Annotated in this window: 22 protein-coding genes and 1 pseudogene; 21 read left to right on the top strand and 2 right to left on the bottom strand. The window is 73.6% G+C overall.

All coding sequences use genetic code 11. The features are described 5' to 3' along the window. Nucleotides 1-21 precede the first annotated feature (21 nt). The 6 genes from aroC to nusB all read left to right on the top strand — a co-directional run bounded on the left by aroC (nucleotide 22) and on the right by nusB (nucleotide 4,347). Complete coding sequence (aroC, locus tag JOD46_RS11940; protein ID WP_204394658.1) at nucleotides 22-1,236, top strand: chorismate synthase; 1,215 nt, start codon at nucleotides 22-24, stop codon at nucleotides 1,234-1,236. Continuing rightward, entirely contained in the window at nucleotides 1,229-1,783 is a 555-nt protein-coding gene (locus JOD46_RS11935) for a shikimate kinase (protein ID WP_307835021.1), read from the top strand. Before aroC ends, JOD46_RS11935 begins: the two co-directional genes overlap by 8 nt. Then, nucleotides 1,780-2,859, top strand: a complete 1,080-nt coding sequence (gene aroB / locus JOD46_RS11930; RefSeq protein WP_204394650.1) for a 3-dehydroquinate synthase — start codon at nucleotides 1,780-1,782, stop codon at nucleotides 2,857-2,859. The genes JOD46_RS11935 and aroB overlap by 4 nt, the downstream gene beginning before the upstream one ends. Next, complete coding sequence (locus tag JOD46_RS11925; RefSeq protein WP_204394648.1) at nucleotides 2,856-3,293, top strand: type II 3-dehydroquinate dehydratase; 438 nt, start codon at nucleotides 2,856-2,858, stop codon at nucleotides 3,291-3,293. Before aroB ends, JOD46_RS11925 begins: the two co-directional genes overlap by 4 nt. A 77-nt stretch (nucleotides 3,294-3,370) precedes the next feature. Next, complete coding sequence (efp, locus tag JOD46_RS11920; protein WP_204394646.1) at nucleotides 3,371-3,934, top strand: elongation factor P; 564 nt, start codon at nucleotides 3,371-3,373, stop codon at nucleotides 3,932-3,934. Further along, a complete protein-coding gene (gene nusB, locus JOD46_RS11915; RefSeq protein WP_204394643.1) occupies nucleotides 3,934-4,347 on the top strand; it encodes a transcription antitermination factor NusB in 414 nt (137 codons plus the stop codon). Before efp ends, nusB begins: the two co-directional genes overlap by 1 nt. Before the next feature lie 10 nt (nucleotides 4,348-4,357). Here the strand turns inward: nusB and JOD46_RS11910 are convergent, their stop codons facing one another. Then, nucleotides 4,358-5,650, bottom strand: coding sequence for a glycosyltransferase (locus JOD46_RS11910; protein WP_204394641.1), 1,293 nt, complete (start codon nucleotides 5,648-5,650; stop codon nucleotides 4,358-4,360). A 65-nt stretch (nucleotides 5,651-5,715) separates the two neighbouring features. Beyond that, nucleotides 5,716-6,372, bottom strand: a complete 657-nt coding sequence (locus tag JOD46_RS11905) for a hypothetical protein (RefSeq protein ID WP_204394639.1) — start codon at nucleotides 6,370-6,372, stop codon at nucleotides 5,716-5,718. Nucleotides 6,373-6,510: 138 nt separating this feature from the next. Here JOD46_RS11905 and pyrR point away from each other — a divergent pair, with 138 nt between their 5' ends. The 15 genes and pseudogenes from pyrR to rpe all read left to right on the top strand — a co-directional run bounded on the left by pyrR (nucleotide 6,511) and on the right by rpe (nucleotide 24,116). After that, a complete protein-coding gene (pyrR, locus tag JOD46_RS11900) occupies nucleotides 6,511-7,050 on the top strand; it encodes a bifunctional pyr operon transcriptional regulator/uracil phosphoribosyltransferase PyrR (protein WP_204396597.1) in 540 nt (179 codons plus the stop codon). Beyond that, a complete protein-coding gene (locus JOD46_RS11895) occupies nucleotides 7,047-7,997 on the top strand; it encodes an aspartate carbamoyltransferase catalytic subunit (RefSeq protein WP_204394638.1) in 951 nt (316 codons plus the stop codon). The genes pyrR and JOD46_RS11895 overlap by 4 nt, the downstream gene beginning before the upstream one ends. Then, nucleotides 7,997-9,349, top strand: a complete 1,353-nt coding sequence (locus tag JOD46_RS11890) for a dihydroorotase (RefSeq protein WP_204394636.1) — start codon at nucleotides 7,997-7,999, stop codon at nucleotides 9,347-9,349. Before JOD46_RS11895 ends, JOD46_RS11890 begins: the two co-directional genes overlap by 1 nt. After that, nucleotides 9,342-9,908, top strand: coding sequence for a PH-like domain-containing protein (locus JOD46_RS11885; RefSeq protein WP_204394634.1), 567 nt, complete (start codon nucleotides 9,342-9,344; stop codon nucleotides 9,906-9,908). Before JOD46_RS11890 ends, JOD46_RS11885 begins: the two co-directional genes overlap by 8 nt. Further along, on the top strand, nucleotides 9,901-11,127 hold the full coding sequence (carA, locus tag JOD46_RS11880; RefSeq protein WP_204394632.1) for a glutamine-hydrolyzing carbamoyl-phosphate synthase small subunit: 1,227 nt from the start codon (nucleotides 9,901-9,903) through the stop codon (nucleotides 11,125-11,127). The genes JOD46_RS11885 and carA overlap by 8 nt, the downstream gene beginning before the upstream one ends. Further along, entirely contained in the window at nucleotides 11,127-14,423 is a 3,297-nt protein-coding gene (carB, locus tag JOD46_RS11875) for a carbamoyl-phosphate synthase large subunit (RefSeq protein WP_204394625.1), read from the top strand. The genes carA and carB overlap by 1 nt, the downstream gene beginning before the upstream one ends. Continuing rightward, nucleotides 14,420-15,298 (top strand): orotidine-5'-phosphate decarboxylase, encoded by an 879-nt coding sequence (gene pyrF / locus JOD46_RS11870; RefSeq protein WP_204394618.1) that lies wholly within the window; start codon nucleotides 14,420-14,422, stop codon nucleotides 15,296-15,298. The genes carB and pyrF overlap by 4 nt, the downstream gene beginning before the upstream one ends. Next, on the top strand, nucleotides 15,291-16,277 hold the full coding sequence (gene gmk, locus JOD46_RS11865) for a guanylate kinase (protein ID WP_372432529.1): 987 nt from the start codon (nucleotides 15,291-15,293) through the stop codon (nucleotides 16,275-16,277). The genes pyrF and gmk overlap by 8 nt, the downstream gene beginning before the upstream one ends. Continuing rightward, the gene (rpoZ, locus tag JOD46_RS11860; protein WP_204394616.1) at nucleotides 16,270-16,527 is read left to right on the top strand and encodes a DNA-directed RNA polymerase subunit omega; all 258 of its coding nucleotides are present in this window, start codon (nucleotides 16,270-16,272) and stop codon (nucleotides 16,525-16,527) included. Before gmk ends, rpoZ begins: the two co-directional genes overlap by 8 nt. 7 nt (nucleotides 16,528-16,534) lie before the next feature. Then, nucleotides 16,535-17,836 (top strand): annotated as a pseudogene (coaBC, locus tag JOD46_RS11855) (bifunctional phosphopantothenoylcysteine decarboxylase/phosphopantothenate--cysteine ligase CoaBC); the annotation flags it as partial. After that, complete coding sequence (gene metK, locus JOD46_RS11850; RefSeq protein WP_204394608.1) at nucleotides 17,833-19,026, top strand: methionine adenosyltransferase; 1,194 nt, start codon at nucleotides 17,833-17,835, stop codon at nucleotides 19,024-19,026. The pseudogene coaBC and the gene metK, both read left to right, overlap by 4 nt. 1 nt (nucleotide 19,027) lies before the next feature. After that, complete coding sequence (locus tag JOD46_RS11845; protein WP_307835020.1) at nucleotides 19,028-20,983, top strand: primosomal protein N' family DNA-binding protein; 1,956 nt, start codon at nucleotides 19,028-19,030, stop codon at nucleotides 20,981-20,983. Nucleotides 20,984-21,044: 61 nt separating this feature from the next. After that, the gene (gene fmt, locus JOD46_RS11840; RefSeq protein WP_204394606.1) at nucleotides 21,045-21,980 is read left to right on the top strand and encodes a methionyl-tRNA formyltransferase; all 936 of its coding nucleotides are present in this window, start codon (nucleotides 21,045-21,047) and stop codon (nucleotides 21,978-21,980) included. Nucleotides 21,981-22,051: 71 nt separating this feature from the next. Continuing rightward, nucleotides 22,052-23,407: an RsmB/NOP family class I SAM-dependent RNA methyltransferase gene (locus JOD46_RS11835; RefSeq protein WP_204394604.1), complete on the top strand. Its 1,356-nt coding sequence runs from the start codon at nucleotides 22,052-22,054 to the stop codon at nucleotides 23,405-23,407. A gap of 40 nt (nucleotides 23,408-23,447) precedes the next feature. Beyond that, complete coding sequence (gene rpe / locus JOD46_RS11830; protein WP_204394602.1) at nucleotides 23,448-24,116, top strand: ribulose-phosphate 3-epimerase; 669 nt, start codon at nucleotides 23,448-23,450, stop codon at nucleotides 24,114-24,116.

Raw genomic sequence — 24,116 nt, 5'->3', positions numbered from 1 at the left:
CGCTGTGGGAGGATGGTGGGCATGCTCCGTTGGCTCACCGCCGGTGAATCGCACGGCCCCGAGCTGGTCGCGATCCTCGAGGGACTCCCCGCCGGCATCCCCGTCACGCTCGACGACATCCGCGCCGACCTCGCGCGACGCAAGCTCGGCTACGGCCGTGGCGCGCGCATGAAGTTCGAGCAGGACGAGCTGGCGATCTCGGGCGGCGTCCGGCACGGCCTGACGCTCGGCAGCCCGGTCGCGCTGCGCGTCGGCAACACCGAGTGGCCCAAGTGGGAGCAGGTCATGAGCCCCGAGCCGGTCGACCCCGCGACGCTCGGCAAGGGGCGTGGGGCGCCGCTCACGCGCCCGCGTCCCGGTCACGCCGACCTGGTCGGCATGCAGAAGTACGGCTTCGACGAGGCCCGTCCGGTGCTCGAGCGCGCGAGCGCGCGCGAGACCGCCGCGCGCGTCGCCCTCGGCGCCGTGGCGCGCGCATTCCTTGCGGAGCTCGGCGTGCGGCTCGTCTCGCACACGGTGGCCATCGGCCCGGTGCGCGTGCCCGAGGGCAGCGCGCTGCCGCTTCCCGCCGACGTCGACGCCCTCGACGCCGACCCGCTGCGCTGCTTCGACCCCGAGACGAGTGCGCGCATGGTCGCCGAGGTCGATGCGGCGCACAAGGACGGCGACACGCTCGGCGGCGTGGTCGAGGTGCTCGCCTACGGGCTTCCGCCCGGGCTCGGCTCGCACGTGCACTGGGATCGCCGACTCGACGCGCAGCTCGCGGCCGCGCTCATGGGCATCCAGGCCATCAAGGGCGTCGAGGTCGGCGACGGCTTCCTCACGACGACTCGGCGGGGCTCGGCCGCGCACGACGAGCTGCACCTGGCCGACGGGCGCATCGTGCGCGCGAGCGACCGCGCGGGTGGCACCGAGGGCGGCATGTCCACCGGCACCGTGCTGCGCGTGCGCGCCGGCATGAAGCCCATCGCGACCGTGCCGCACGCGTTGCCCACCGTCGACGTGGCGACCGGCGAACCGGCGCCCGCGCACCACCAGCGCTCCGACGTGTGCGCCGTGCCCGCGGCCGGCGTCGTCGCCGAGGCCATGGTCGCCCTCACGCTCGCCAACGCCGTGCTCGAGAAGTTCGGCGGCGACTCGGTCGCCGAGACCCGCCGCAACCTCGAGGCCTACCTGGCGGCGATCCCCGACGCGCTCACGAGCGAGGTCGCGACGCCCGACGCCGTCCGTGCCTGACACGGGCGTCCCGGGTGAGCCGGCGGCCGCGCGCGCGACGCGCGCGGTGCCGCTGCCGATCGTGCTCGTCGGGCCCATGGGGGCCGGCAAGTCGCGCGTGGGCGCCCGGCTCGCGTCCTCCGTCGGCGCGCCGTTCGTCGACACCGACCAGCGCATCGCCGAGCGCTACGGGCCGATCGAGGAGATCTTCGCCCGCGAGGGCGAGGCCTACTTCCGCGTGATCGAGCGCGAGGTGGTCGCCGAGGCGCTCCGCGAGGAGGCGGTCGTCTCGCTCGGCGGCGGCGCCGTGCTCGACGCCGACACGAGGGCAGACCTCGCGCATCTCGCGGTCGTGTGGCTGCAGGTGTCCGCCGAGGCGGTCGCCCCGCGACTCACCGGCGGCACGCGACCGCTCCTCGCCGAGGGCGGCGTCGAGCGCTGGATCCGCATCCGCGACGAGCGGCGGCCGCTGTACGAGCAGGTCGCCGGGCTCGCCATCGACACCTCGCGTCGCTCGGTCGCGCGGATCGTCGACGAGATCACCGAGTGGGCAGGAGCGAGGGCATGACCGACGAGGCCACCACCATCCGCGTCGGGGGCGAGGCCGGCTACGAGGTCGTGATCGGGCGCGGCGTGCTCGACGGCCTCGCCGACGCCATCGGCACGGCCGCCGCGAAGGTGCTCATCGTGCACCCGCCGACGCTCGGCGCGCGCGCCGCGGCGGTGCGCGAGTCGCTCCTCGGCCGGTACGAGGTGCTCCTCGCCGAGGTGCCCGACGCCGAGCAGGCCAAGCGCGTCGAGGTCGCCGCGTTCTGCTGGCAGATCCTCGGCCAGGCCGACTTCACGCGCACCGACGTGATCGTCGGCCTCGGCGGGGGAGCCGTCACCGACCTCGCCGGGTTCGTCGCGGCCACGTGGCTGCGCGGCGTGCGCATCGTGCAGGTACCGACGACCGTGCTCGGCATGGTCGACGCCGCGGTCGGCGGCAAGACCGGCATCAACACCAACGAGGGCAAGAACCTCGTGGGCGTGTTCCACGCGCCCGCCGCCGTGCTCTGCGACCTCGAGCTGCTCGACACGCTGCCGCGCAACGAGATCCTCGCGGGGTTCGCCGAGATCGTGAAGGCGGGGTTCATCCGCTACCCCGAGATCCTCGACGTCATCGAGGCCGACCCGGATGTCGCGACCGACCCGTCAACGCCCGAGTTCCGGCGCGTGGTCGAGCTCGCCATCCGCATGAAGGCCGAGGTGGTGAGCGAGGACTTCACCGAGCAGGGCCTCCGCGAGATCCTGAACTACGGTCACACGCTCGGGCACGCGGTCGAGCACGCCGAGCGCTACCAGTGGCGTCACGGCGCCGCCGTCGCGGTCGGCCTGGCGTTCGCCGCCGAGCTCGGGCGCCTCTCCGGCCGGCTCTCCGACGACGTCGCCGACCGGCACAAGCGCGTGCTCGAGCTGCTGAGCCTGCCGACGAGCTACCCCGCCGGGCGGTGGAACACGCTGCTCGCGACCATGCAGCGCGACAAGAAGGCCCGCGCGGGCCAATTGCGCTTCATCGTGCTCGACGACCTCGCGAAGCCCACCGTGATGCTCGCGCCCGACCAGTCGCTGCTCTTCGCCGCCTACCAGGAGATCGCGTCGTGACCGCCATCCTCGTCCTCAACGGGCCCAACCTCGGCCGGCTCGGCTCGCGCGAGCCGGAGGTCTACGGATCGCAGTCGCTCGCCGACATCGGCGCCGGCCTCGCGGCATCCGTGCCCGAGGGCGTCGAGATCGACCTGCGCCAGACCGACGACGAGGCCGAGCTCATCGGCTGGATCCACGAGGCCGTCGACCGGCGCCTGCCCGTCGTGCTGAACCCGGCGGCCTTCACGCACTACAGCTACGCGCTGCGGGATGCCGCGGCGCAGCTGAGGACCGCGGGCGTGCCGCTCGTCGAGGTGCACCTGTCGAACCCGCACACGCGCGAGACGTTCCGGCACACGAGCGTCATCTCGGGGGTCGCGACGGGCGTGATCGCGGGATTCGGCGCGGACTCCTACCGCCTCGCGGTCGACTGGATCCTGCGTCATCAATAGGTCTCGACTAGACTCGATCGGTCGCACGCCCGCTCGTGCGCCTTCGACTTCCCGTCCTCCATCGAACGGAAACACCCATGGCATCCACCGCTGACATCAAGAACGGCGTCGTCCTCAACATCGACGGCCAGCTCTGGAGCGTCGTCGAGTTCCAGCACGTCAAGCCCGGCAAGGGCGGCGCGTTCGTGCGCACCAAGCTGAAGAACGTCGTCACCGGCAAGGTCGTCGACAAGACCTACAACGCCGGCGCGAAGGTCGACATCGAGAACGTCGACCGTCGCGACTTCACCTACCTCTACAACGACGGCGACGGCTTCGTGTTCATGGACACGACCGACTACGACCAGGTCACGGTCCCCGCCGCGATCGTCGGCGACGCCGCGAACTTCATGCTCGAGAACCAGGCCGTCACGATCGCGCTGAACAACGGCAACCCGCTCTACATCGACCTGCCCGCGTCGGTCGTGCTCGAGATCACCTACACCGAGCCCGGCCTGCAGGGCGACCGCTCGACCGGCGGCACGAAGCCCGCCACGGTCGAGACCGGCTACGAGATCCAGGTGCCGCTGTTCCTCGAGACCGGCACGAAGGTCAAGGTCGACACCCGCTCGGGCGAGTACCTCGGCCGCGTGAACGACTAGTGAGCGCCCGCACGAAGGCGCGCAAGCGCGCCCTCGACCTGCTCTACGCGGCCGACATGCGCCAGGTGCCGGTCGAGCAGCTGCTCGCCGCCGAGGCCGAGCGCGCGGTGAACGAGCCCGAGCGCCAGGCCTCCTGGCTGTACGCCCGCGAGATCGTCGACGGCGTGGTCGACCACCGCGAGGAGATCGACGAGCTCATCACCACGCACTCGCGCGGCTGGACCCTCGAGCGGATGCCGGCGGTCGACCGTGCGCTGCTGCGCATCGGCGTGTGGGAGATCGTCTACAACGACGAGGTCCCCGACCCGGTCGCCATCAGCGAGGCGGTCGAGGCCGCGACGGTGCTCTCGACCGACGACTCCGCGGGCTTCGTCAACGGGCTGCTCGCGGCCATCTCGCACGCGAAGGGCTGACGCTCGGGCGTCATCGTCGCCCCTCCGCGCGTCGCCGATCCAGGAGGTCCACGGTGCGGCTGACGACCTCTCGCGGCCCGTCGTGCTGCCGCAGTGCGCGGCCGAGCGCCTCGGCCCGTTCGCGATAGCGCGGGTCGGCCGACACCCGTCGCCAGGCCGCGAGCACGGCGCCCGCCCTCGGCGTCCCGGTCCGGAGGTCGACTCCGGCTCCGCTCCACGCGACCCGGCCCGCGATCTCGGGCTTGTCCAGGTCGCCGCCGGCCACGATCAGGGGCACGCCGTGCGAGAGCGCGGCGAGCACTCCGCCCCATCCGCCGTTCGTGACCATCGCGTCGATGCGGGGGAGCAGCGCTGCGTAGTCGACCAGGCCGGCGACGTACGCGTTCGGCGGGGCCGGGAAGGGCAGGCCGGGCGCGTCGGCGCGACCCGTGGTCGCCACGATCGACACCGGCTGCCGGCCGAGTGCGGCGAGCGTCGGCCGGATGAGGTCGTCGGGGTCGACGTTGAGCGTGCCCTGGGTCACCAGGACGATGGGGCGGTCTTCGGGGAGGTCCGCCCACCACTCGGGCGGCGCCGTGTCGCCGTGGCCGGTCGGCGCCAGTGCGCCCACGTACTCGACGGGCACGGGCCAGGAGCGCCTGGGCCAGTCCAGTTCCGGGATCCCGGAAGCGCAGACGAGGTCGGGTGAGGAGAACACCACCTCGAACGGGATCGACGACGGGGCCAGTCCGGCGGCCGCGCGCTGCTCGTCGTAGGCGCGGCGAAGTCCGCGCGTGCCCAGGCGGAGAGCCGCGTGGAGGAGCCGGTCGCGGGCGTGCCCCAGCGGTCTCCGTGCCGGGGGCAGGCCGAATCCGGGCGGCGGCAGTTCCGGGGTGGGGATGGTGAGCGGCACGATGCTCACGGTCACCCACGGCGTCGTCGTGTGTTCGGATGCGATGCGCGCGCCGAGGCTCAGGCCGTCGGCGACGATGACGTCCCACGCCCGCGCGCGGTACGCAGCCGAAAGGTCATCGCCCTGTGCGGCGGCCGTCCGGATGAACACGTGCTCGACGTTGGCGAGCGCCTGGCGAGCGCCCTTGCGCCCGCGCAGCGCCGGGAAGGTGGCGGGCAGGTCGTGCTCGTCGAAATCCGGGGCGCGGCTCCAGCGCACGACCTCGGCGCCGGTGGCGGCGAACCGCTCCGCATAGGCGCGGCCCGTGTAGACCCGCACGCCGTGGCCGGCGTCGATGAACGCCGACGCGACCGCGGCGAGCGGTGCGACATGGCCTGCGAACGGCATCACGGCCAGCATGATCTCGGCCATGCACGATCGCATCACGCCCTGCCGCCCGGGCGCGGCCCCCGAAGAGGGGCGGATGACGTGCGGGATCAGCGCGCGGCCACCGCCTTCGGCTCGTCCGCCCGGGCGACCGTGGGCGCATCGGCGCGCGCGCCCCAGGCCGCGAGGGCGGCCGCCTCGAGGCCGAGCCCCACCAGCGTGCCGTGCGGCCAGTAGGAGAGCAGCAGGGTCGCGGCGACGAGGATCGGGAGCGTGAGTCCCAGGAGGATCCGTTCCCACCGCGGGATCGACGCGTCGCGAGGCGCGACGAACGCGACCACCAGCGCCCAGACGCCGACGGCCATGAGCACGAACGCCTCGCCGCCCCAGATCCAGCGCAGCGGCGCATCGGCCGGATGGTTCAGGTAGCTGAGCACCGTGACGACGCCGCCGAAGAGCACGAGCCCGCCGAGCACGCGTCCCGACCAGCCCAGCGCGGCGAACGCGGGCCCGGTCGCGAACCAGATGAGCAGGAACGAGAGTGCGGCGGCGGCGCCGAACACGAGGTAGAAGTCGCTCCAGCCGAGTGCGGCGAGCGCTTCGCGCACGCCGTCGTAGCCTGCAAGGCGGTCGAGCTCGAACAGCCAGCGTGGCATCGCGTACGCACCGGAGAACGCGAGCTGCTGCGGGGGGAGCAGGAGGAACGCCCACGCCGAGGCGATCAGCGCCAGGGTCACGGCAACGGGTCGGCCCGGGAGCGATCGCATTCCCGAACCGTATCGGAATGCGGGGTCGTCGCGACCGCACCCGTCCGGGGGGCGTCCGTCATGCGGAGGTCGCCGCTGGTAGGATCGATCGACCGACAACCTTGAAGCCCGTCCCGTGAGGCGGAGAAGGGAGTCCGCATCGCTGTGCGCACCGTGTTGCAGCAGGCTGACCTCGAGCGGGCGCTGACCCGCATCGCCCACGAGATCCTCGAAGCCAATCGCGGCGCCGACGATCTCGTCCTCCTCGGCATCCCCACGCGCGGCGTGGTGCTGGCCGAGCGACTCGCCCGGATCGTGTCCCGGATCGCCGGCGTCGACGTGCCCGCCGGTGCGCTCGACGTGACGATGTACCGCGACGACCTCGGCCGCAATCCCGTGCGCGCGCCGCACCCCACCCAGGTGCCCGGCGACGGCGTCGACGGCCGGGTGGTGGTGCTCGTCGACGACGTGCTCTACTCCGGCCGCACCATCCGCGCCGCGTTCGACGCCCTCGCCGACCTCGGCCGCGCCCGCGCGGTGCGCCTGGCCGTGCTCGTCGACCGCGGCCACCGCGAGTTCCCGATCCGCGCCGACTACGTGGGCAAGAACCTGCCGAGCTCCGCGCGCGAGCGCATCAACGTGCGGCTCGCCGAGGTCGACGGGGAGGACGCCGTCACCATCGAGGGGGGCGACGCATGAGGCACCTGCTGAGCACGCGCGACCTCGAGCGTGACGACGCGATCGCACTGCTCGACGTCGCCGAGGACATGGCGGCGGTGCAGGAGCGCGAGGTCAAGAAGCTGCCGACGCTGCGCGGCCGCACGGTCGTGAACCTCTTCTTCGAGGACTCGACGCGCACGCGCATCTCGTTCGAGGCCGCGGCGAAGCGCCTGTCGGCCGACGTCATCAACTTCAGCGCCAAGGGCTCGAGCGTCTCGAAGGGTGAGAGCCTGAAGGACACGGCGCAGACCCTGCAGGCGATGGGCGCCGACGGCGTCGTGATCCGGCATCCGTCATCGGGCGCTCCGTTCACCCTGGCGACGAGCGGATGGATCGACGCGGGCGTCGTCAACGCCGGCGACGGCACGCACGAGCACCCCACCCAGGCGCTGCTCGACGCGTTCACCATGCGCCGGCGCCTGCACGGCACGGCGTCGCGCGGTCGCGACCTCGACGGCGTGCGCGTCGTGATCGTCGGCGACATCCTGCACTCGCGCGTCGCGCGCTCGAACGTGTGGCTGCTCGAGACGCTCGGCGCCGAGGTGACCCTCGTCGCGCCGCCCACGCTCGTCCCGGTCGACGTGACCGGGTGGCCCGCCGCGATCGAGTACGACCTCGACCGCGCGCTCGCGGCCGCGCCCGACGTCGTCATGATGCTCCGCATCCAGGCGGAGCGCATGCACGGCGCGTTCTTCCCGAACAGCCGGGAGTACGCGCGCACCTGGGGGCTGGACGACCACCGATTCGCCCAGCTGCCGACGACTACCATGGTGATGCATCCCGGCCCGATGAACCGCGGGCTCGAGATCGCCGCCCGCGCCGCCGACTCGTCGCAGTCCACGGTGCGCGAGCAGGTTGCGAACGGAGTATCAGTGAGAATGGCCGCCCTCTATCTGCTGCTGTCCGGCGAGCGGGGTGAGGCGTGATGGGCGAGTCCTTCCTCCTCCGCGGCGCCGCCCTGCCCACGGGCGAGCGCGCCGACATCCTGCTCGACGGCGGGCGCATCGCCGAGGTCGGCTCGGTGGCGGATGCCGCGGGCGCGACGGTGATCGACGCCGACGGGCTCGTCGCCCTCCCCGGCCTCGTCGACCTGCACACGCACCTGCGCGAGCCGGGCTACGAGCAGAGCGAGACGGTGCTGACCGGCACGCAGGCGGCCGCCGCGGGCGGGTTCACCGCCGTCTTCGCGATGGCGAACACCTTCCCCGTCGCCGACACCGCGGGCGTCGTCGAGCAGGAGCTCTCGCTCGGCGAGGCCGCGGGGTACGCGACCGTGCAGCCGATCGGCGCGGTCACCGTCGGCCTGAAGGGCGAGCAGCTCGCCGAGCTCGGCGCGATGGCCGCCTCGCGGGCCCGTGTCCGGGTCTTCAGCGACGACGGCTTCTGCGTGTTCGACCCCCTGCTCATGCGCCGCGCGCTCGAGTACGTCAAGGCGTTCGACGGCGTGATCGCGCAGCACGCCCAGGAGCCGCGCCTCACGCAGGGCGCGCAGATGAACGAGGGCGCGCTCTCGGGCGAGCTCGGCCTCGCCGGCTGGCCCGCGGTCGCCGAGGAGTCGATCATCGCGCGCGACGTGCTCCTCGCCGAGCACGTCGGCTCGCGCCTGCACGTGTGCCACGTCTCGACCGCCGGATCGGTCGAGGTGATCCGCTGGGCGAAGGCCCGCGGCATCGACGTCACGGCCGAGGTCACGCCGCATCACCTCCTCCTCACCGAGGAGCTCGTCGCGGGCTACGACCCCCGCTACAAGGTCAACCCGCCGCTGCGCCGGCAGGAGGACGTCGAGGCGCTGCGCGCCGCGCTCGCCGACGGCACGATCGACATCGTCGCGACCGACCACGCGCCGCACCCGGTCGAGGCGAAGGAGTGCGAGTGGGATGCCGCGGCCAACGGCATGGTCGGGCTCGAGTCGGCGCTCTCGGTCGTGCAGCAGACGATGGTCGACCCCGGCCTCCTCGGCTGGGCGGACGTCGCGCGCGTGCTCTCCACGACGCCCGCACGCATCGGGCGGTTGAGCGGGCACGGCGAGCCGATCGCGGCGGGATCGAGCGCGGAGCTCACGCTCGTCGACCCCGCCGCCTCGGCCGAGTTCGCCGTCGACCGGCTCGCCGGCCGCAGCGCGAACTCGCCCTACCTCGGTCGCACGCTCCCCGGCCGCGTCGTCGCGACGTTCCACCGCGGCGTGCCGACCGTGCTCGACGGCACGGTCCGCCCCGCCGACGAGATCGCCGCGGCGGCCGCCCGCCTCGCGGGGACCGCGGAGGTCGCACGTGGATAGCGGCTGGATCGTCGGCACGGTCATCGCGGTGGCGCTCGTGGGCGTCGCCGGCTGGCTCATGCTGCGCTCGTGGCGCCGACGGACCGTCCGCGACGAGACCCTCGCGGCGTACCCGACGCCCGCCGGGCTCGGCACGCCGACCCTCGAGGTCGAGGCGCTCTACGTCGCGACCACCCCCGAGGCCCAGCCGCTCGAGCGGCTCGCGGTCGAGGGGCTGGCGTTCCGCGGCTCGGCGCGCGTGGAGCTGCACCCCCAGGGCGTGCTGCTGCGCGTCGCGGGCGAGCTGCCGAGCTTCATCCCGGCCGAGCGCCTCGCGGCGGCCGGGACCGCGACCTACGCGATCGATCGCGGGGTCGAGCCCGAGGGCCTGGTCGCCCTCACCTGGATCGTCGACGACCGGTCGGAGCCCGAGGCGCCGACCAGGGTCGACAGCTACCTGCGGTGCCGTTACCCGGGCGACTCGTCCCGGCTCGTCGCCGCCCTGAACGACATCGCCGCCGCGCCCGAGGCGCCGCGGCCCGACGCATCGAACGCAGAGAGCGAGGCCTCGGATGCCTGAGACCCCGAACCCCCTTCCCGACGACGCCACCACCACCGACGCCGGGTCCGTTCCGGTCCCGATCGACCTCGACCGGGCCGTGCTCGTGCTCGAGGACGGCACGCGCTACGAGGGCCGTGCGTACGGCGCGCGCGGCCGCACCTTCGGCGAGGCCGTCTTCGCGACCGGCATGACCGGCTACCAGGAGACCCTCACCGACCCGTCGTACGCCGGGCAGATCGTGCTCATGACCGCGCCGCACATCGGCAACACGGGCATGAACGACGAGGACATGGAGTCCGCGAGGATCTGGGTGGCGGGCTTCGTCGTGCGCGACCCCTCGCGCGTCGTGTCGAACTTCCGATCCCAGCGCAGCCTCGACGACGACCTGGCCGAGGCCGGCATCGTCGGCATCAGCCGCATCGACACGCGCGCCGTCACGCGGCACATCCGCTCGCTCGGCGCCATGCGCGCCGGGATCTTCTCGGGCGAGGACGCGTTCCTCTCGCCCGGCGAGCAGCTCGAGCTCGTGCAGGGCGGCGAGCAGATGGCCGGCCGCAACCTCTCGGGCGCGGTGTCGACCGCCGAGCTCTACTCGCTCGACGCGGTCGGCGAGCGCGTCGGCTCGGTCGCCGTGCTCGACCTCGGCGTCAAGACGTCCACCCTGAAGTACCTCGCCGAACGCGGCTTCGACGTCCACGTGCTGCCGCAGACCGTGACCGCTGACGACGTCCTGGCGCTGCACCCCGACGCGCTGTTCTTCTCCAACGGCCCCGGGGACCCCGGCGCATCCGATCGCCACGTCGAGCTGCTGCGCAGCGCGCTGCGAGCGGGCCTGCCGTACTTCGGCATCTGCTTCGGCAACCAGCTGCTGGGGCGTGCGCTGGGCTTCGAGACCTACAAGCTGCCCTTCGGGCACCGCGGCATCAACCAGCCCGTGCTCGACCGCGAGACCGGCCGGGTCGAGATCACCGCACACAACCACGGCTTCGCCGTCGCCGCGCCGACCGACCGCGTCAGCGACTCGGCGGAGGGCTTCGGCCGCGTCGAGGTCAGCCACGTCGGCCTCAACGACAACGTCGTCGAGGGACTGAACTGCCTCGACATCCCCGCGTTCTCCGTGCAGTACCACCCGGAGTCGGCCGCCGGCCCGCACGACGCGAACTACCTCTTCGACCGGTTCCGCGAGATGGTCATCGCGAGCAAGAACCAGCAGACCAGCCAGGAGGACGCGCAGTAATGCCCAAGCGCGACGACATCAATTCCGTCCTCGTGATCGGGTCGGGCCCGATCGTCATCGGCCAGGCGGCCGAGTTCGACTACTCGGGCACCCAGGCGTGCCGGGTGCTGCGCGCCGAGGGGGTGCGCGTCATCCTCGTCAACCCGAACCCGGCGACGATCATGACCGACCCCGACTTCGCCGACGCCACCTACGTCGAGCCCATCACCCCCGAGGTGATCGAGTCGATCATCGTCAAGGAGCGGCCCGACGCCGTGCTCCCCACGCTCGGCGGGCAGACCGCGCTGAACGCGGCGATCGCGCTGCACGACGCGGGGATCCTCGACAAGCACGGCGTCGAGCTGATCGGCGCGAAGGTGGACGCCATCCGCAAGGGCGAGGACCGCCAGCTCTTCAAGGACCTCGTGATCGAGGCCGGCGCGGATGTCGCCCGCTCGCACGTCGCCACGACGCTCGAGCAGGCCAAGGAGTTCGCGCAGGACCTCGGCTACCCGCTCGTGGTCCGCCCCTCGTTCACCATGGGCGGCCTCGGGTCGGGCTTCGCATACACCGAGGAGGACCTCGTCCGCATCGTGACGCAGGGCCTGCACGACTCGCCGACCACCGAGGTGCTCCTCGAGGAGTCCATCCTCGGCTGGAAGGAGTACGAGCTCGAGCTCATGCGCGACACCGCCGACAACACGGTCGTGGTCTGCTCGATCGAGAACGTCGACCCGGTCGGCGTGCACACGGGCGACTCGATCACGGTCGCGCCGGCGCTCACCCTGACCGACCGCGAGTACCAGAAGCTCCGCGACATCGGCATCGACATCATCCGCGCCGTCGGCGTCGACACCGGCGGCTGCAACATCCAGTTCGCCGTCGACCCGGTCGACGGCCGCATCATCGTCATCGAGATGAACCCGCGCGTGTCGCGCTCGTCCGCGCTCGCGTCCAAGGCGACGGGCTTCCCGATCGCGAAGATCGCCGCGAAGCTCGCGATCGGCTACCGGCTCGACGAGATCCCCAACGACATCACGAAGGTGACCCCGGCGAGCTTCGAGCCGACGCTGGACTACATCGTCGTCAAGGTGCCGCGGTTCGCGTTCGAGAAGTTCCCGGCCGCCGACCCGACGCTCACGACGACCATGAAGTCGGTCGGCGAGGCGATGGCCATCGGGCGCAACTTCACGACGGCGCTGCAGAAGTCGCTGCGCTCGCTCGAGAAGCGCGGCTCGAGCTTCCACTGGGAGGACGAGCCCCGTTCGGCCGACGAGCTGCTCGAGGCCGCGCAGGTGCCCACCGACGGCCGGATCGTGCTCGTGCAGCAGGCGCTGCGCAAGGGCGCCACGATCGAGCAGGCCTTCGAGGCCACCAAGATCGACCCGTGGTTCCTCGACCAGATCGCGCTGATCAACGAGGTCGCCGAGCACGTCGCGGCCGCTCCGGCGCTCGACACCGAGACCATGCTGCTCGCGAAGGAGCACGGGTTCTCCGACGCGCAGATCGGCCAGCTCCGCGGCTTCGGCGAGGCCGACGTGCGCGAGGTGCGGCACATCCTCGGCATCCGACCGGTGTTCAAGACCGTCGACACGTGCGCGGGCGAGTTCCCGGCGCTCACGCCGTACCACTACTCGAGCTACGACCTCGAGACCGAGGTCGCGCCGAGCGAGCGCCGCAAGGTCGTCATCCTCGGCTCGGGCCCGAACCGCATCGGCCAGGGCGTCGAGTTCGACTACTCGTGCGTGCACGCGTCGTTCGCGCTCTCCGACGCGGGGTTCGAGACGATCATGATCAACTGCAACCCCGAGACCGTCTCGACCGACTACGACACGAGCGACCGCCTCTACTTCGAGCCGCTCACGCTCGAGGACGTGCTCGAGGTCATCCACGCCGAGGCGCAGTCGGGCGAGCTCGTCGGCGTCGTCGTGCAGCTCGGCGGCCAGACGGCGCTCGGCCTCGCGAAGGGCCTCGAGGCCGCGGGCGTTCCGATCCTCGGCACGAGCCCCGAGGCGATCGACCTGGCCGAGGAGCGCGGCCAGTTCGCGGGCATCCTCGAGACCGCAGGCCTCCTGGCCCCGCGCAACGGCACCGCGACCGACCTGGCGGGCGCCGTGCAGGTCGCCGAGCAGATCGGCTACCCGGTGCTCGTCCGCCCGAGCTACGTGCTCGGCGGTCGCGGCATGGAGATCGTGTACGACACGGCCTCCCTGCACGACTACTTCGCGCGCATCGAGGGCCAGGGCATCGTCGGCCCGACGCATCCGCTGCTCGTCGACCGGTTCCTCGACGACGCGATCGAGATCGACGTCGACGCGCTCTACGACGGCACCGAGCTCTACGTCGGCGGCGTGATGGAGCACATCGAGGAGGCCGGCATCCACTCCGGCGACTCGAGCTGCACGCTGCCGCCCGTGACGCTCGGCCGTGCCGAGATCGACCGCGTGCGCGAGGCGACCCGCGCGATCGCCGAGGGCATCGGCGTGCAGGGCCTGCTGAACGTGCAGTTCGCGATCGGCGCCGGCGTGCTCTACGTGCTCGAGGCGAACCCCCGAGCGAGCCGCACCGTGCCGTTCGTCTCCAAGGCGCTCGGCATCCCGCTCGCGAAGGCCGCCTCGCGCATCATGGTCGGCGCGACGATCCGCGAGCTCGTCGCCGAGGGCCTGCTGCCCGAGGTCGACGGCTCGCGCGTGCCGCTGGACGCGCCGGTCGCCGTGAAGGAGGCCGTGCTGCCGTTCCACCGGTTCCGGACCCGCGAGGGCATCATGGTCGACTCGGTGCTCGGCCCCGAGATGCGCTCGACGGGCGAGGTCATGGGCATCGACAAGGACTTCCCGACCGCGTTCGCCAAGAGCCAGCTGGCCGCCTACGGCGGCATGCCGCTCTCGGGCCGCGTGTTCGTGTCGGTCTCCGACCGCGACAAGCGCGCGATCGTCCTGCCGGCCCTGCGGCTGCTGCAGCTCGGCTACGAGCTCGTCGCGACCGAGGGCACCGCCGAGGTGCTGCGTCGCAACGGCATCCAGGCCGGCACGGTGCTGAAGTTCAGCGAGAAGCACGACGAGTCCGCGCCCTCGGTGGTCGAGCTGATCCACCGCGGCGAGATCGACGTCGTCGTGAACACCCCGAGCGGACGATCCGCGCGGGCCGACGGCTACGAGATCCGCGCCGCAGCCGTCGCCGCCGACATCCCGCTCTTCACCACGATCGCCGAGCTCTCGGCCGCCGTCGCCTCGCTCGACGCCGTCAAGGGCGGGTTCGAGGTGACGAGCCTGCAGGAGTACACGGCGCGTCGCGCCGCCGCCGAGGTGGTCGCGTGAACGGAACCGTCTCGTTCGGCGAGCGCCTGCACGGCGCGTTCGCCGCGTGGGGCCGCCTGTGCGTCGGCATCGACCCGCATGCGTCGCTGCTCGACCGGTGGGGCCTCGACGACTCGGCGGGCGGCGTGCGCGAGTTCGGCCTGCGGGTGATCGACGCCGCGGCCGGGCGAGCCGGGATCGTCAAGCCGCAGGTGGCGTTCTTCGAGCGCCACGGTGCGGCCGGCTACCTTGCGCTCGAGCGCGTGCTGGCCGAGGCGCGCGACGCCGGCCTCATCGTGATCGCCGACGTCAAGCGCGGCGACATCGGCACGAGCGTCGACGCCTACGGCGAGGCCTGGCTGCGGCCCGGCTCGAGCCTCGAGTCCGACGCCATGACGATCAGCGCCTTCCAGGGCCTCGGCTCGATCGAGTCGGTCATGCGCCGGGCGGATGGCGCGGGCAAGGGCCTGTTCGTCCTCGCGGCGACCTCCAACCCCGAAGCGGCCGCGATCCAGCGCGCGGTGCTGCAGCAGTCCAGCCGCGAGGGCGACACGGTCGCCGGCGCGATCTGCGCGGGCGTCGCGGCGTGGAACGCCGCCCGCGAGGATGCGACCGACCGGCCCATGGGCTCGATCGGCGTCGTGCTCGGCGCGACCGTCGACCTCGGCTCGACCGGCATCGACACCTCGGCCGATCCGGCCGTGCCGACGCTGCCCGTGCTCGCGCCGGGCTTCGGCCACCAGGGGGCCGACGTGCGCGACCTCGACGCGATCTACGGCTCGCTGGCGGCGGGCGTGATCGTCAGCGAGTCGCGTTCGCTGCTCGGCGAGGGCCCCGACGGCCTGGCCGAGGCGATCGTGCGCCGCGTCGACGAGATCGGAGCCGCCCGTGTCTGATCGCCCCGTGGCATCCGCTCCGCCCGAGGTCGACCGCGTCGCCGCGTCGCGCGCGGCCGTCGCCGCCCGGCGCGCGCGAGCCGCCGTGAAGCACGAGGTCGCGTCCGGTGCGCGGAGCCCGCTCGACGTGCTGCGGGCCGCGTTCGAGGAGCCCGAGGGCGTGGAGGGACGCCTGCGCGTCACCGAGTTCCTCACCTCGATCCCCGCGATCGGGCAGACCAAGTGCACGCGGATCATGGACGACCTGCAGATCGCGAACTCGAAGCGCCTCGGCGGCCTCGGGCGGCTCCAGCGCCGGCGCCTGCGCGAGTTCACGGCCGAGTGGGTCGCCGAGCACGGCGGCACGGGCGACCGCCTCGTCGTGCTGGCGGGCCCCACCGCCGTGGGCAAGGGCACGGTCGCGGGGTACATCCGCGAGCACCACCCCGACGTGAAGCTCTCGGTCTCGGCGACGACCCGGCCGCCCCGCCCCGGCGAGGTCGAGGGCGAGCACTACTACTTCGTCACCGACGACGAGTTCGACCGCATGATCGCCGACGGCGAGCTCCTCGAGTGGGCGACGGTGCACAACGCGTCGCGGTACGGCACTCCGCGCCGGCCCGTCGAGCAGGCCATCGCCGCGGGCCACAGCGTGCTGCTCGAGATCGACATCCAGGGTGCGCGCTCGGTGCGCCGGGCGATGCCCGAGGCGACGTTGGTCTTCCTGCTGCCGCCGACCTGGGACGAACTCGTTCGCCGGCTCGTCGGTCGCGGCACCGAGAGCCCAGCCGAACAGCAGCGCCGGCTCGAGACCGCGAAGGTCGAACTCGCGGCCGTCGAGGAGTTCGACCACCAGGTCGTCAACCACGAGGTCCGCGAGGCCGCCCAGAAGGTCGTAGACTTGATGCGGCCTCGACGGGGCCGGCGTCAGCCTGCCTCGCGCCACGATCTTCCGCGCACCGACGGTGCGCCTCACCCAGAAGGAGCCCTCCATGGCTGAGAAGCTGTCCGGCATCATCGACCCGCCGATCGACGACCTGCTGTCGAAGGTCGACTCGAAGTACCAGCTGGTCATCTTCGCCTCCAAGCGGGCCCGCCAGATCAACGACTACTACGCCGACCTCCACGAGGGCAGCCTGTTCGACAACGTCGGCCCGCTCGTCGACTCGTCGATCGACGACAAGCCGCTCACGGTCGCCCTCCACGAGATCAACGAGGACAAGCTGCGCCTCCGCCCGATCGGCGAGTAGCCGGCAGGCGCGCATGGCGCTGAACATCGTCGTCGGCATCACCGGCGGCATCGCGGCGTACAAGGCCGTGTCGGTCGTGCGCTCGCTCGTGCTCGCCGGCCACGACGTGCACGTCGTGCCGACCGAGTCGGCGCTGCGGTTCGTCGGGCGGCCGACGCTCGAGGCGATCTCGCGCAACCCGGTGCACACCGATCTCTACGAGGGCGTCGCCGAGGTGCGCCACGTGGCCATCGGGCAGGCGGCCGATCTCATCGTGATCGCCCCGGCGACCGCGAACAGCATCGCGAAGCTCGCCGCGGGCCTGGCCGACGACCTGCTCGGCAACACGGTGCTCGCGAGCGAGGCGCCCGTCGTCATCGCCCCGGCGATGCACACCGAGATGTGGAACCATCCGGCGACGCGCGCCAACGTGGCGACGCTCCGCGCGCGCGGCGTGACGATCGTCGGACCCGCAGTCGGCCAGCTGACGGGCAGCGACAGCGGCCCCGGCCGGCTGGAGGAGCCCGATGTGATCGTCGCGGCCGCACTCGAGGTCGCCGACCGGCACGCGTCGCCCTCGTCCGGTTCGGCGTCCGAGCCGCGCCCGCACGGACGCGACCTCGCCGGTCGCCGCATCGTCGTCTCGGCGGGCGGCACGCGCGAGCCGCTCGATCCCGTGCGTTTCCTCGGCAACCGCTCGAGCGGCAAGCAGGGCGTCGCGATCGCCGAAGCGGCGGCGGCGCGCGGCGCCGACGTCACGCTCGTGGCCGCGAACCTCGAGGTCGGCGAGCCCGGCGGATGCCGCGTGCGCGCGGTGTCGACGGCGCTCGAGCTGCGCGAGGCCATGGTCGAGGCGGCCGCCGCCGCCGACGTGGTCGTGATGGCCGCCGCAGTCGCCGACTTCCGGCCCGCGAGCGTCAGCGAGGCGAAGATCAAGAAGGTCGACGGCGAAGAGCGGATGACGCTCGAACTGGTGCGCAACCCCGACATCCTCGCCGAGCTCGGCGCCGCGCCGCACGACGGCACCCTGCTGGTGGGGTTCGCGGCCGAGACCGAGCCCGACTCCGAACGCCTGCTCGAGCTCGGCCGCGGCAAGCGGCGCGCGAAGGGCGCCGACCTCCTCGTGGTCAACCACGTCGGCTGGTCGAAGGGGTTCGCCGCCGACGAGAACGCGGTCTCGATCATCGGCCCGTCCGACGAGGTCCTCGCCGAGGCCTCCGGGAGCAAGATGTCGGTGGCGCACGGCATCCTCGACGTCGTCGCCGCCCGGCTCGCCCGGGGAGACGACGCCCGCGCCGCATCCACGACGAAGGAATCCCACCCCGCATGAGCGCACTGCGCCAGTTCACCTCCGAATCCGTCACCGAGGGCCACCCCGACAAGATCTGCGACCAGGTCTCCGACGCGATCCTCGACGCGCTGCTCGCGGTCGACCCGCATGCCCGGGTCGCCGTCGAGACCCTCGTGACCACGGGGCTCGTGCACGTGGCCGGCGAGGTCTCGACGTCGGGGTACGTCGAGATCCCCGCGATCGTGCGCGACCGGATCACCTCGATCGGCTACGACTCGTCCGACGTCTGGTTCGACGGCCGGTCATGCGGCGTGTCGGTGTCGATCGGCGGCCAGTCGCCCGACATCGCGCAGGGCGTCGACCACGCCTACGAGTCGCGCGAGGGCGCGAGCATCGACGAGCTCGACCGCCAGGGCGCGGGCGACCAGGGCATCATGTTCGGCTACGCCGTGCGCGAGACGCCCGAGCTCATGCCCGTGCCGATCTGGCTCGCCCACCGGCTCGCCGAGCGGCTCGCTCGCGTCCGCAAGGACGGCGAGCTCGACTACCTGCGCCCCGACGGCAAGACGCAGGTCACCGTCGGGTACGAGGGGCAGACCGCGCGCACCATCGAGACGGTCGTGCTCTCGACCCAGCACGCGCCGAGCGTGTCGACCGAGCAGCTGCGCGCCGAGGTCGAAGAGCTGGTGATCCGGCCGGTGCTCGACCGCGTCGAGCTGTCGCGCCCCGACCTGAAGGTGCTGATCAACCCGACCGGCCGCTTCGAGATCGGCGGCCCGCAGGGCGATGCCGGGCTCACGGGCCGCAAGATCATCATCGACACCTACGGCGGCGCGAGCCGGCACGGCGGCGGCGCGTTCAGCGGCAAGGACCCGTCGAAGGTCGACCGGTCGGCCGCGTACGCGATGCGCTGGGTCGCCAAGAACGCCGTCGCCGCGGGCCTCGCCGACCGGCTCGAGCTGCAGGTCGCGTACGCGATCGGCGCGGCGGCGCCCGTGGGCCTCTACGTCGAGACGTTCGGCACCGGGCACGTGCCCGAGGAGCGCATCATCGGGGCGATCCGCGAGGTGTTCGACCTGCGTCCCGCCGCGATCATCCGCGACCTCGACCTGCTGCGGCCGATCTACGCCGACACGGCCACCTACGGCCACTTCGGCCGCGAGCTGCCCGCGTTCACGTGGGAGCGGCTCGACCGCGTCGACGACCTCCGCGCCGCCGCCGGGCTCTGACGTGGCCGGCGGGCCGGTGGCGAGGGTGCTCGTCGACTCGCCGCTGCCGCAGCTCGACACGCTGCTCGACTACCGCGTGCCCGAGCGGCTCGCGAGCGCGGTCGCGCCAGGGGTGCGGGTCCGCGTGCCGCTGCGCTCCGGCGGGCGGATCGCGCACGCGTGGGTCGTCGAACTCGCCGAGCGCTCCGAGTACCGGGGCGAGCTGAGCGAGGTCGACGACGTCGTGACCGACGTGCCGCTGCTGATGCCCGACGTGTGGCGGCTCGCCCGCGCGGCCGCCGACCGGGCGGCCGGCAACGCGAGCGACATCCTGCGCATCGCCATCCCCGCCCGCTACGTGCGCGCCGAGAAGGCGTGGCGCGCCGATCCGGTCGATCCCGGGCCGCTGCCCGGGTCGGCACCGGCGATCGACGGGTACGAGCCGGGCCGCGTCGAGCGCGGCCTCGCGGCGGGCGAGCGGATGGCGCTGGCCGCCGATGCACGCCCCGTCCGGCTGCCCTCGGGCACGTGGGTCGGCGCCTGGGCGGTGACGCTCGCCGAGTCCGCGGCGCACGTGCTCGCCCACGACCGGTCCTCGCTGCTCGCGGTGCCCGACTACCGCGACCAGGAGCAGCTCGAGGCGGCGCTCGCCGCGCTCGTCGATCGCCGGCGCGTGCTGCGCACCGACGCCCGGCAGTCCGGTCCCGATCGGTACCGGGCGTTCCTCGACGCGACCGGCGAGGCCGCGCGCGTGGTGATCGGCAACCGGTCGACGGTGTACGCCCCGGCGGCCCGGCTCGGCCTGATCGCGCTGTTCGACGACGGCGACCCGCTGCAGTCCGAGCCGCTCGCGCCGGGCGTGCACGCGCGCGATGCCGCGCTGATCCGGCAGGAGCAGTCGGGCGCCGCGCTGGTGCTGCTCGGTCACACGCGCAGCGTCGACGTGCAGCGCCTCGTGGAGGTGGGCTGGGTGCACGACGTGCCCCTCCGGCGCGGCGCCCGGCCGCGCGTGGTGCTCACCGAGCAGCAGGCGGCGCCCGAGAGCGGCGGTGCGCGCATCCCGTCCGCCGCATGGCGCGAGGCGCAGGAGGCGATCGCGCACGGACCCGTGCTCGTCCAGGTCGCCCGTCCGGGGCACGCGCCCCTGCTGGTGTGCGACCGCTGCCGCGAGCCCGCGCGCTGCACGGCGTGCGGCGGGGCCCTGGCGGTCCCGCGGGCGGGCGGCCCCGCGCAGTGCACGTTGTGCGGCACGTCGGCGAGCGGATGGCGCTGCCGCGTGTGCGAGGGCACGCGGCTGCGCGCGGCCGTCGTCGGCGCGAGTCGCACGGCCGAGGAGCTCGGCCGGGCGTTCCCGCGCTCGCGCGTGGTGGTCTCCGACGGGGAGCGCCCGCTCCTGCGCGTCACGGCCGAGCCGCAGCTCGTCGTGGCCACGCGCGGCGCCGAGCCGATCGCCGACGGCGGCTACCGTGCGGTCCTGCTGCTCGACGGCGAGCGGATGCTGCTGCGCGAGTCGTTGCGCGTCGCCGAGGACTGCCTGCGCTGGTGGTCCGACGCGGCCGCCCTCGCGGCGCCGGGCGCCCCGGTGTTCCTCGTGGGCGTGGGCGGTGCGATCGGCACGGCGCTCGCGACCTGGACCCAGCCCGCGTGGGCGGCCGAGGAGCTCGAGACCCGCCGGGCGCTGCGGTTCCCCCCGGCTGTCCGGATGGCGTCGGTGGTCTCGAGTCCGGAGCGCCTCGCCGAGGGACTCGAGCGCCTTCACGGCATCGACGGCGTCGACGTGCTCGGCCCCGCGCCCGCCGAGGAGGGCCTCGAGCGGGCGATCGTGCGGTTCGGGTACGCGCAGGGCGCCGAGGTCGCGGCGGGCCTGAAGGCCGAGGCGATCCGTGCGGCGACCGAGCGCAGGCGCCCCGTCGCCGGCCGGCGTCCGGGCCGTCCGCCGACCCTGCGGGTGCGCATGGACGACCCCGACCTGCCCTGACCCCGCCCGGTCACCGCGGGCCTGCGGCGCGCGCCGTCCGCCCGACTGGGATGATGGACGGATGCGTCACCTCCGGATCGTGTTCGCGGGAACGCCCGCCGCCGCCGTGCCGACCCTCGACCGGCTCGCCGAGTCGCCGCACGAGGTCGTCGGGGTGGTCACGAGGCCTCCCGCCCCGCTCGGCCGCAAGCGCGTGCTCACGCCGTCGCCGGTCGCGCAGGCGGCCGAGCGGCTCGGCATCCCGGTGATCGACGCGCGGCGGCTCGACGCCGAGGCGACCGAGCGGATCGCCGCGCTCGGGCCCGACCTCGGCGTGATCGTGGCGTACGGCGGGCTCGTCCGCGAACCGCTGCTGTCCACGCCGGCGCACGGCTGGATCAACCTGCACTTCTCCGCGCTCCCGGCCTGGCGCGGCGCGGCGCCGGTGCAGCACGCGCTCATCGCGGGCGACGCCGAGCTCGGCGCGAGCGTCTTCCGGCTGGTGCCCGAGCTCGACGCGGGCGACGTCTACGCCGTGCGCACGCGTCCGGTCGCCCCGGGGGAGACGGCGGGACTCGCGCTCGAGTCGCTCGCCGCGTCGGGTGCCGACCTGGTGGCCGAGGTCGTCGACGCGATCGCCGCCGGCCGCGCCGTGGCGGTGCCGCAGCAGGGCGAGGCGACGTTCGCGCCGAAGCTGGCCATCGACGACGCCCGACTGGACTGGGCCCGGCCGACCGCGGAGGTCGACGCGCGCTACCGCGGCGTGACGCCGGAGCCCGGCGCGCACACCGAGGTCGAGGGCGTGCGACTGAAGGTCCTCGACGCCGTGCCGGTGGCGACGCACGGCGACACGCCGGTGCTGGCACCCGGCGAGCTGCGTCTCGTCGCCCGCCGACTGCTCGTCGGCACCGGCGACGGCGCGCTCGAGCTGCGGCGCGTGCAGCCGGCGGGCCGCACCGCGATGGCCGCGTCGGACTGGTGGCGGGGCCTCGGCGTCGAGCGGGCGGTGGCGCGGTGAGCGAAGCGGGGCGGCGGGCGGGCGGCGACCGACGCCGACCCGGTGATCGCGGCGGACGCCGCGGCGACGCCGTGTCGCCGGCACGCCTCGTGGCGTACGACGTGATCGCCGCGGTGCGCGACTCCGACGCGTACGCCAACCTCCTGCTCCCGGCGCGGATCGAGCGCGCGCGGCTCTCCGAGGCCGACGCGGCCCTTGCGACCGAGCTGACCTACGGGACGCTCCGGCGCCAGGGCTTCTACGACGCCGTGATCGCGATCGCCGCTGGACGACCCGTCGATGCCGTCGACGCGCCGGTGCTCGACGTGCTCCGCCTCGGCGCCCACCAGCTGCTCTCGACGCGCGTGGCCACGCACGCCGCGGTGAACGAGTCGGTCGCCCTCGCGCGCCGCGTCGCCCCGGCCGCCGCCGGCTTCGTCAACGCCGTGCTGCGGACCGTGTCGCGCCGCGAGTCCGACGGGTGGCGGGAGCTCGTCGCCGAGGAGGCCGGCTCGCCCGACCAGGCGCTCGCCGCCGTGCACTCCCACCCGCGTTGGGTCGTCCGCGCGCTCCGTGCCGGCCTCGAGCGCGAGGGCCGCGGCGACGAGCTCGTCGCGCTGCTCGAGGCCGACAACGCGTCGCCGCGCGTGAACCTCGCGGCGCTGCCCGGCCTCGCCGGGGACCCCGAGGCGCTGGGGGAGCCCGATCGGTACTCGCCGGTCGGCCTGACCGCCGACCGTCCGCTCGCGCTCGTCGCCGAGCACCACGGTCGCGTGCGCGTGCAGGACGAGGGCTCGCAGCTCGCGGCACTCGCGCTCAGCCGGGTCGCGCCCGTGCGCGACGGGGAACGCTGGCTCGACGTGTGCGCCGGCCCCGGCGGCAAGACCGCGCTCCTGGCCGCCGAGGCGCTCGCGGGCGGTGCGAGCCTCGTCGCCAACGAGGTCGTGCCCGCGCGCGCCGAGCTCGTGCGCCGAGCCGTTGCGCCCGTGCCCCTCGAGGTGCCCGTGCACGAGGGCGACGGACGCGAACTCGACCCGGCCGCGCTCGGCGCACCCGGCGGCTTCGACCGGATCCTGCTCGACGCGCCCTGCACCGGGCTCGGCGCGCTGCGGCGCCGGCCCGAGGCGCGCTGGCGCAAGACGCCGGCCGACGTCGCCGAGCTCACGGCGTTGCAGGGCGACCTGGCGGATGCCGCGTTCCGCGCGCTCGCGCCCGGCGGCGTGCTCGCCTACGTCACGTGCTCGCCGCACACCGCCGAGACCCACGGCACGCTCGGTCGCGCGTTGGAGCGCTGGGGTGCCGCGGCCGAGCAGCTCGACACGGCAGGAATCGTGCAGGCGCTGTCGCGACCTCCGCTCGACCTCGCCGGCGACGGCCGCACGGTGCAGCTGTGGCCGCACCGGCACGGCACCGACGCGATGTTCATCGCGCTCGTGCGCAAGCGCTGATCTCCGCATCCGGCCCTGCCGCGCCGGTAGGCTCGGTGCCATGTCGACGCGCATCAACCCGAGCATCCTCGCCGCCGATTTCGCCAACCTCGAACGCGAGCTCGGCCGGATCTCGAGCGCCGACCTCGTGCACGTCGACATCATGGACAACCACTTCGTGCCCAACCTCACGTTCGGGCTGCCCATGGTCGAGCGGCTGGTGCAGGTGACCCCCATCCCGCTCGACGTGCACCTCATGATCGAGGACCCCGACCGCTGGGCCCCCGGCTACGCCGAGGTCGGCGCCGCGTCGGTCACCTTCCACGCCGAGGCCGCGCGCGACCCGATCGCGCTCGCCCGCCGGCTGCGCGAGATCGGCGCGCGCGCGGGCATCGCCCTGAAGCCCGGCACGCCCGTCGACCCCTTCCTCGAGGTGCTGCACGAGTTCGACCAGGTGCTCGTGATGACGGTCGAGCCCGGCTTCGGCGGGCAGTCGTTCATGCCCGAGACCATGCCGAAGCTCCGGCGCGTCGCCGACGCGGTCGCCGACGCCGGCCTCGACGTCTGGCTGCAGGTCGACGGCGGCATCGCGGCCGAGACCATCGGGATCGCGGCCGAAGCGGGCGCGAACACGTTCGTCGCGGGTTCGGCGGTGTTCCGGGGCGTGCCCGAGGAGCAGATCACGCTCCTGCGCGACGCCGTGGCGTCGCACCCGCACGCGCATCGGTAG

The organism is Agromyces aurantiacus, assembly GCF_016907355.1.
Classification (GTDB): Bacteria; Actinomycetota; Actinomycetes; order Actinomycetales; family Microbacteriaceae; genus Agromyces; species Agromyces aurantiacus.
Note: the sequence above shows the minus strand (reverse complement) of the source record. Positions and strands in the feature narration are given on the sequence as shown.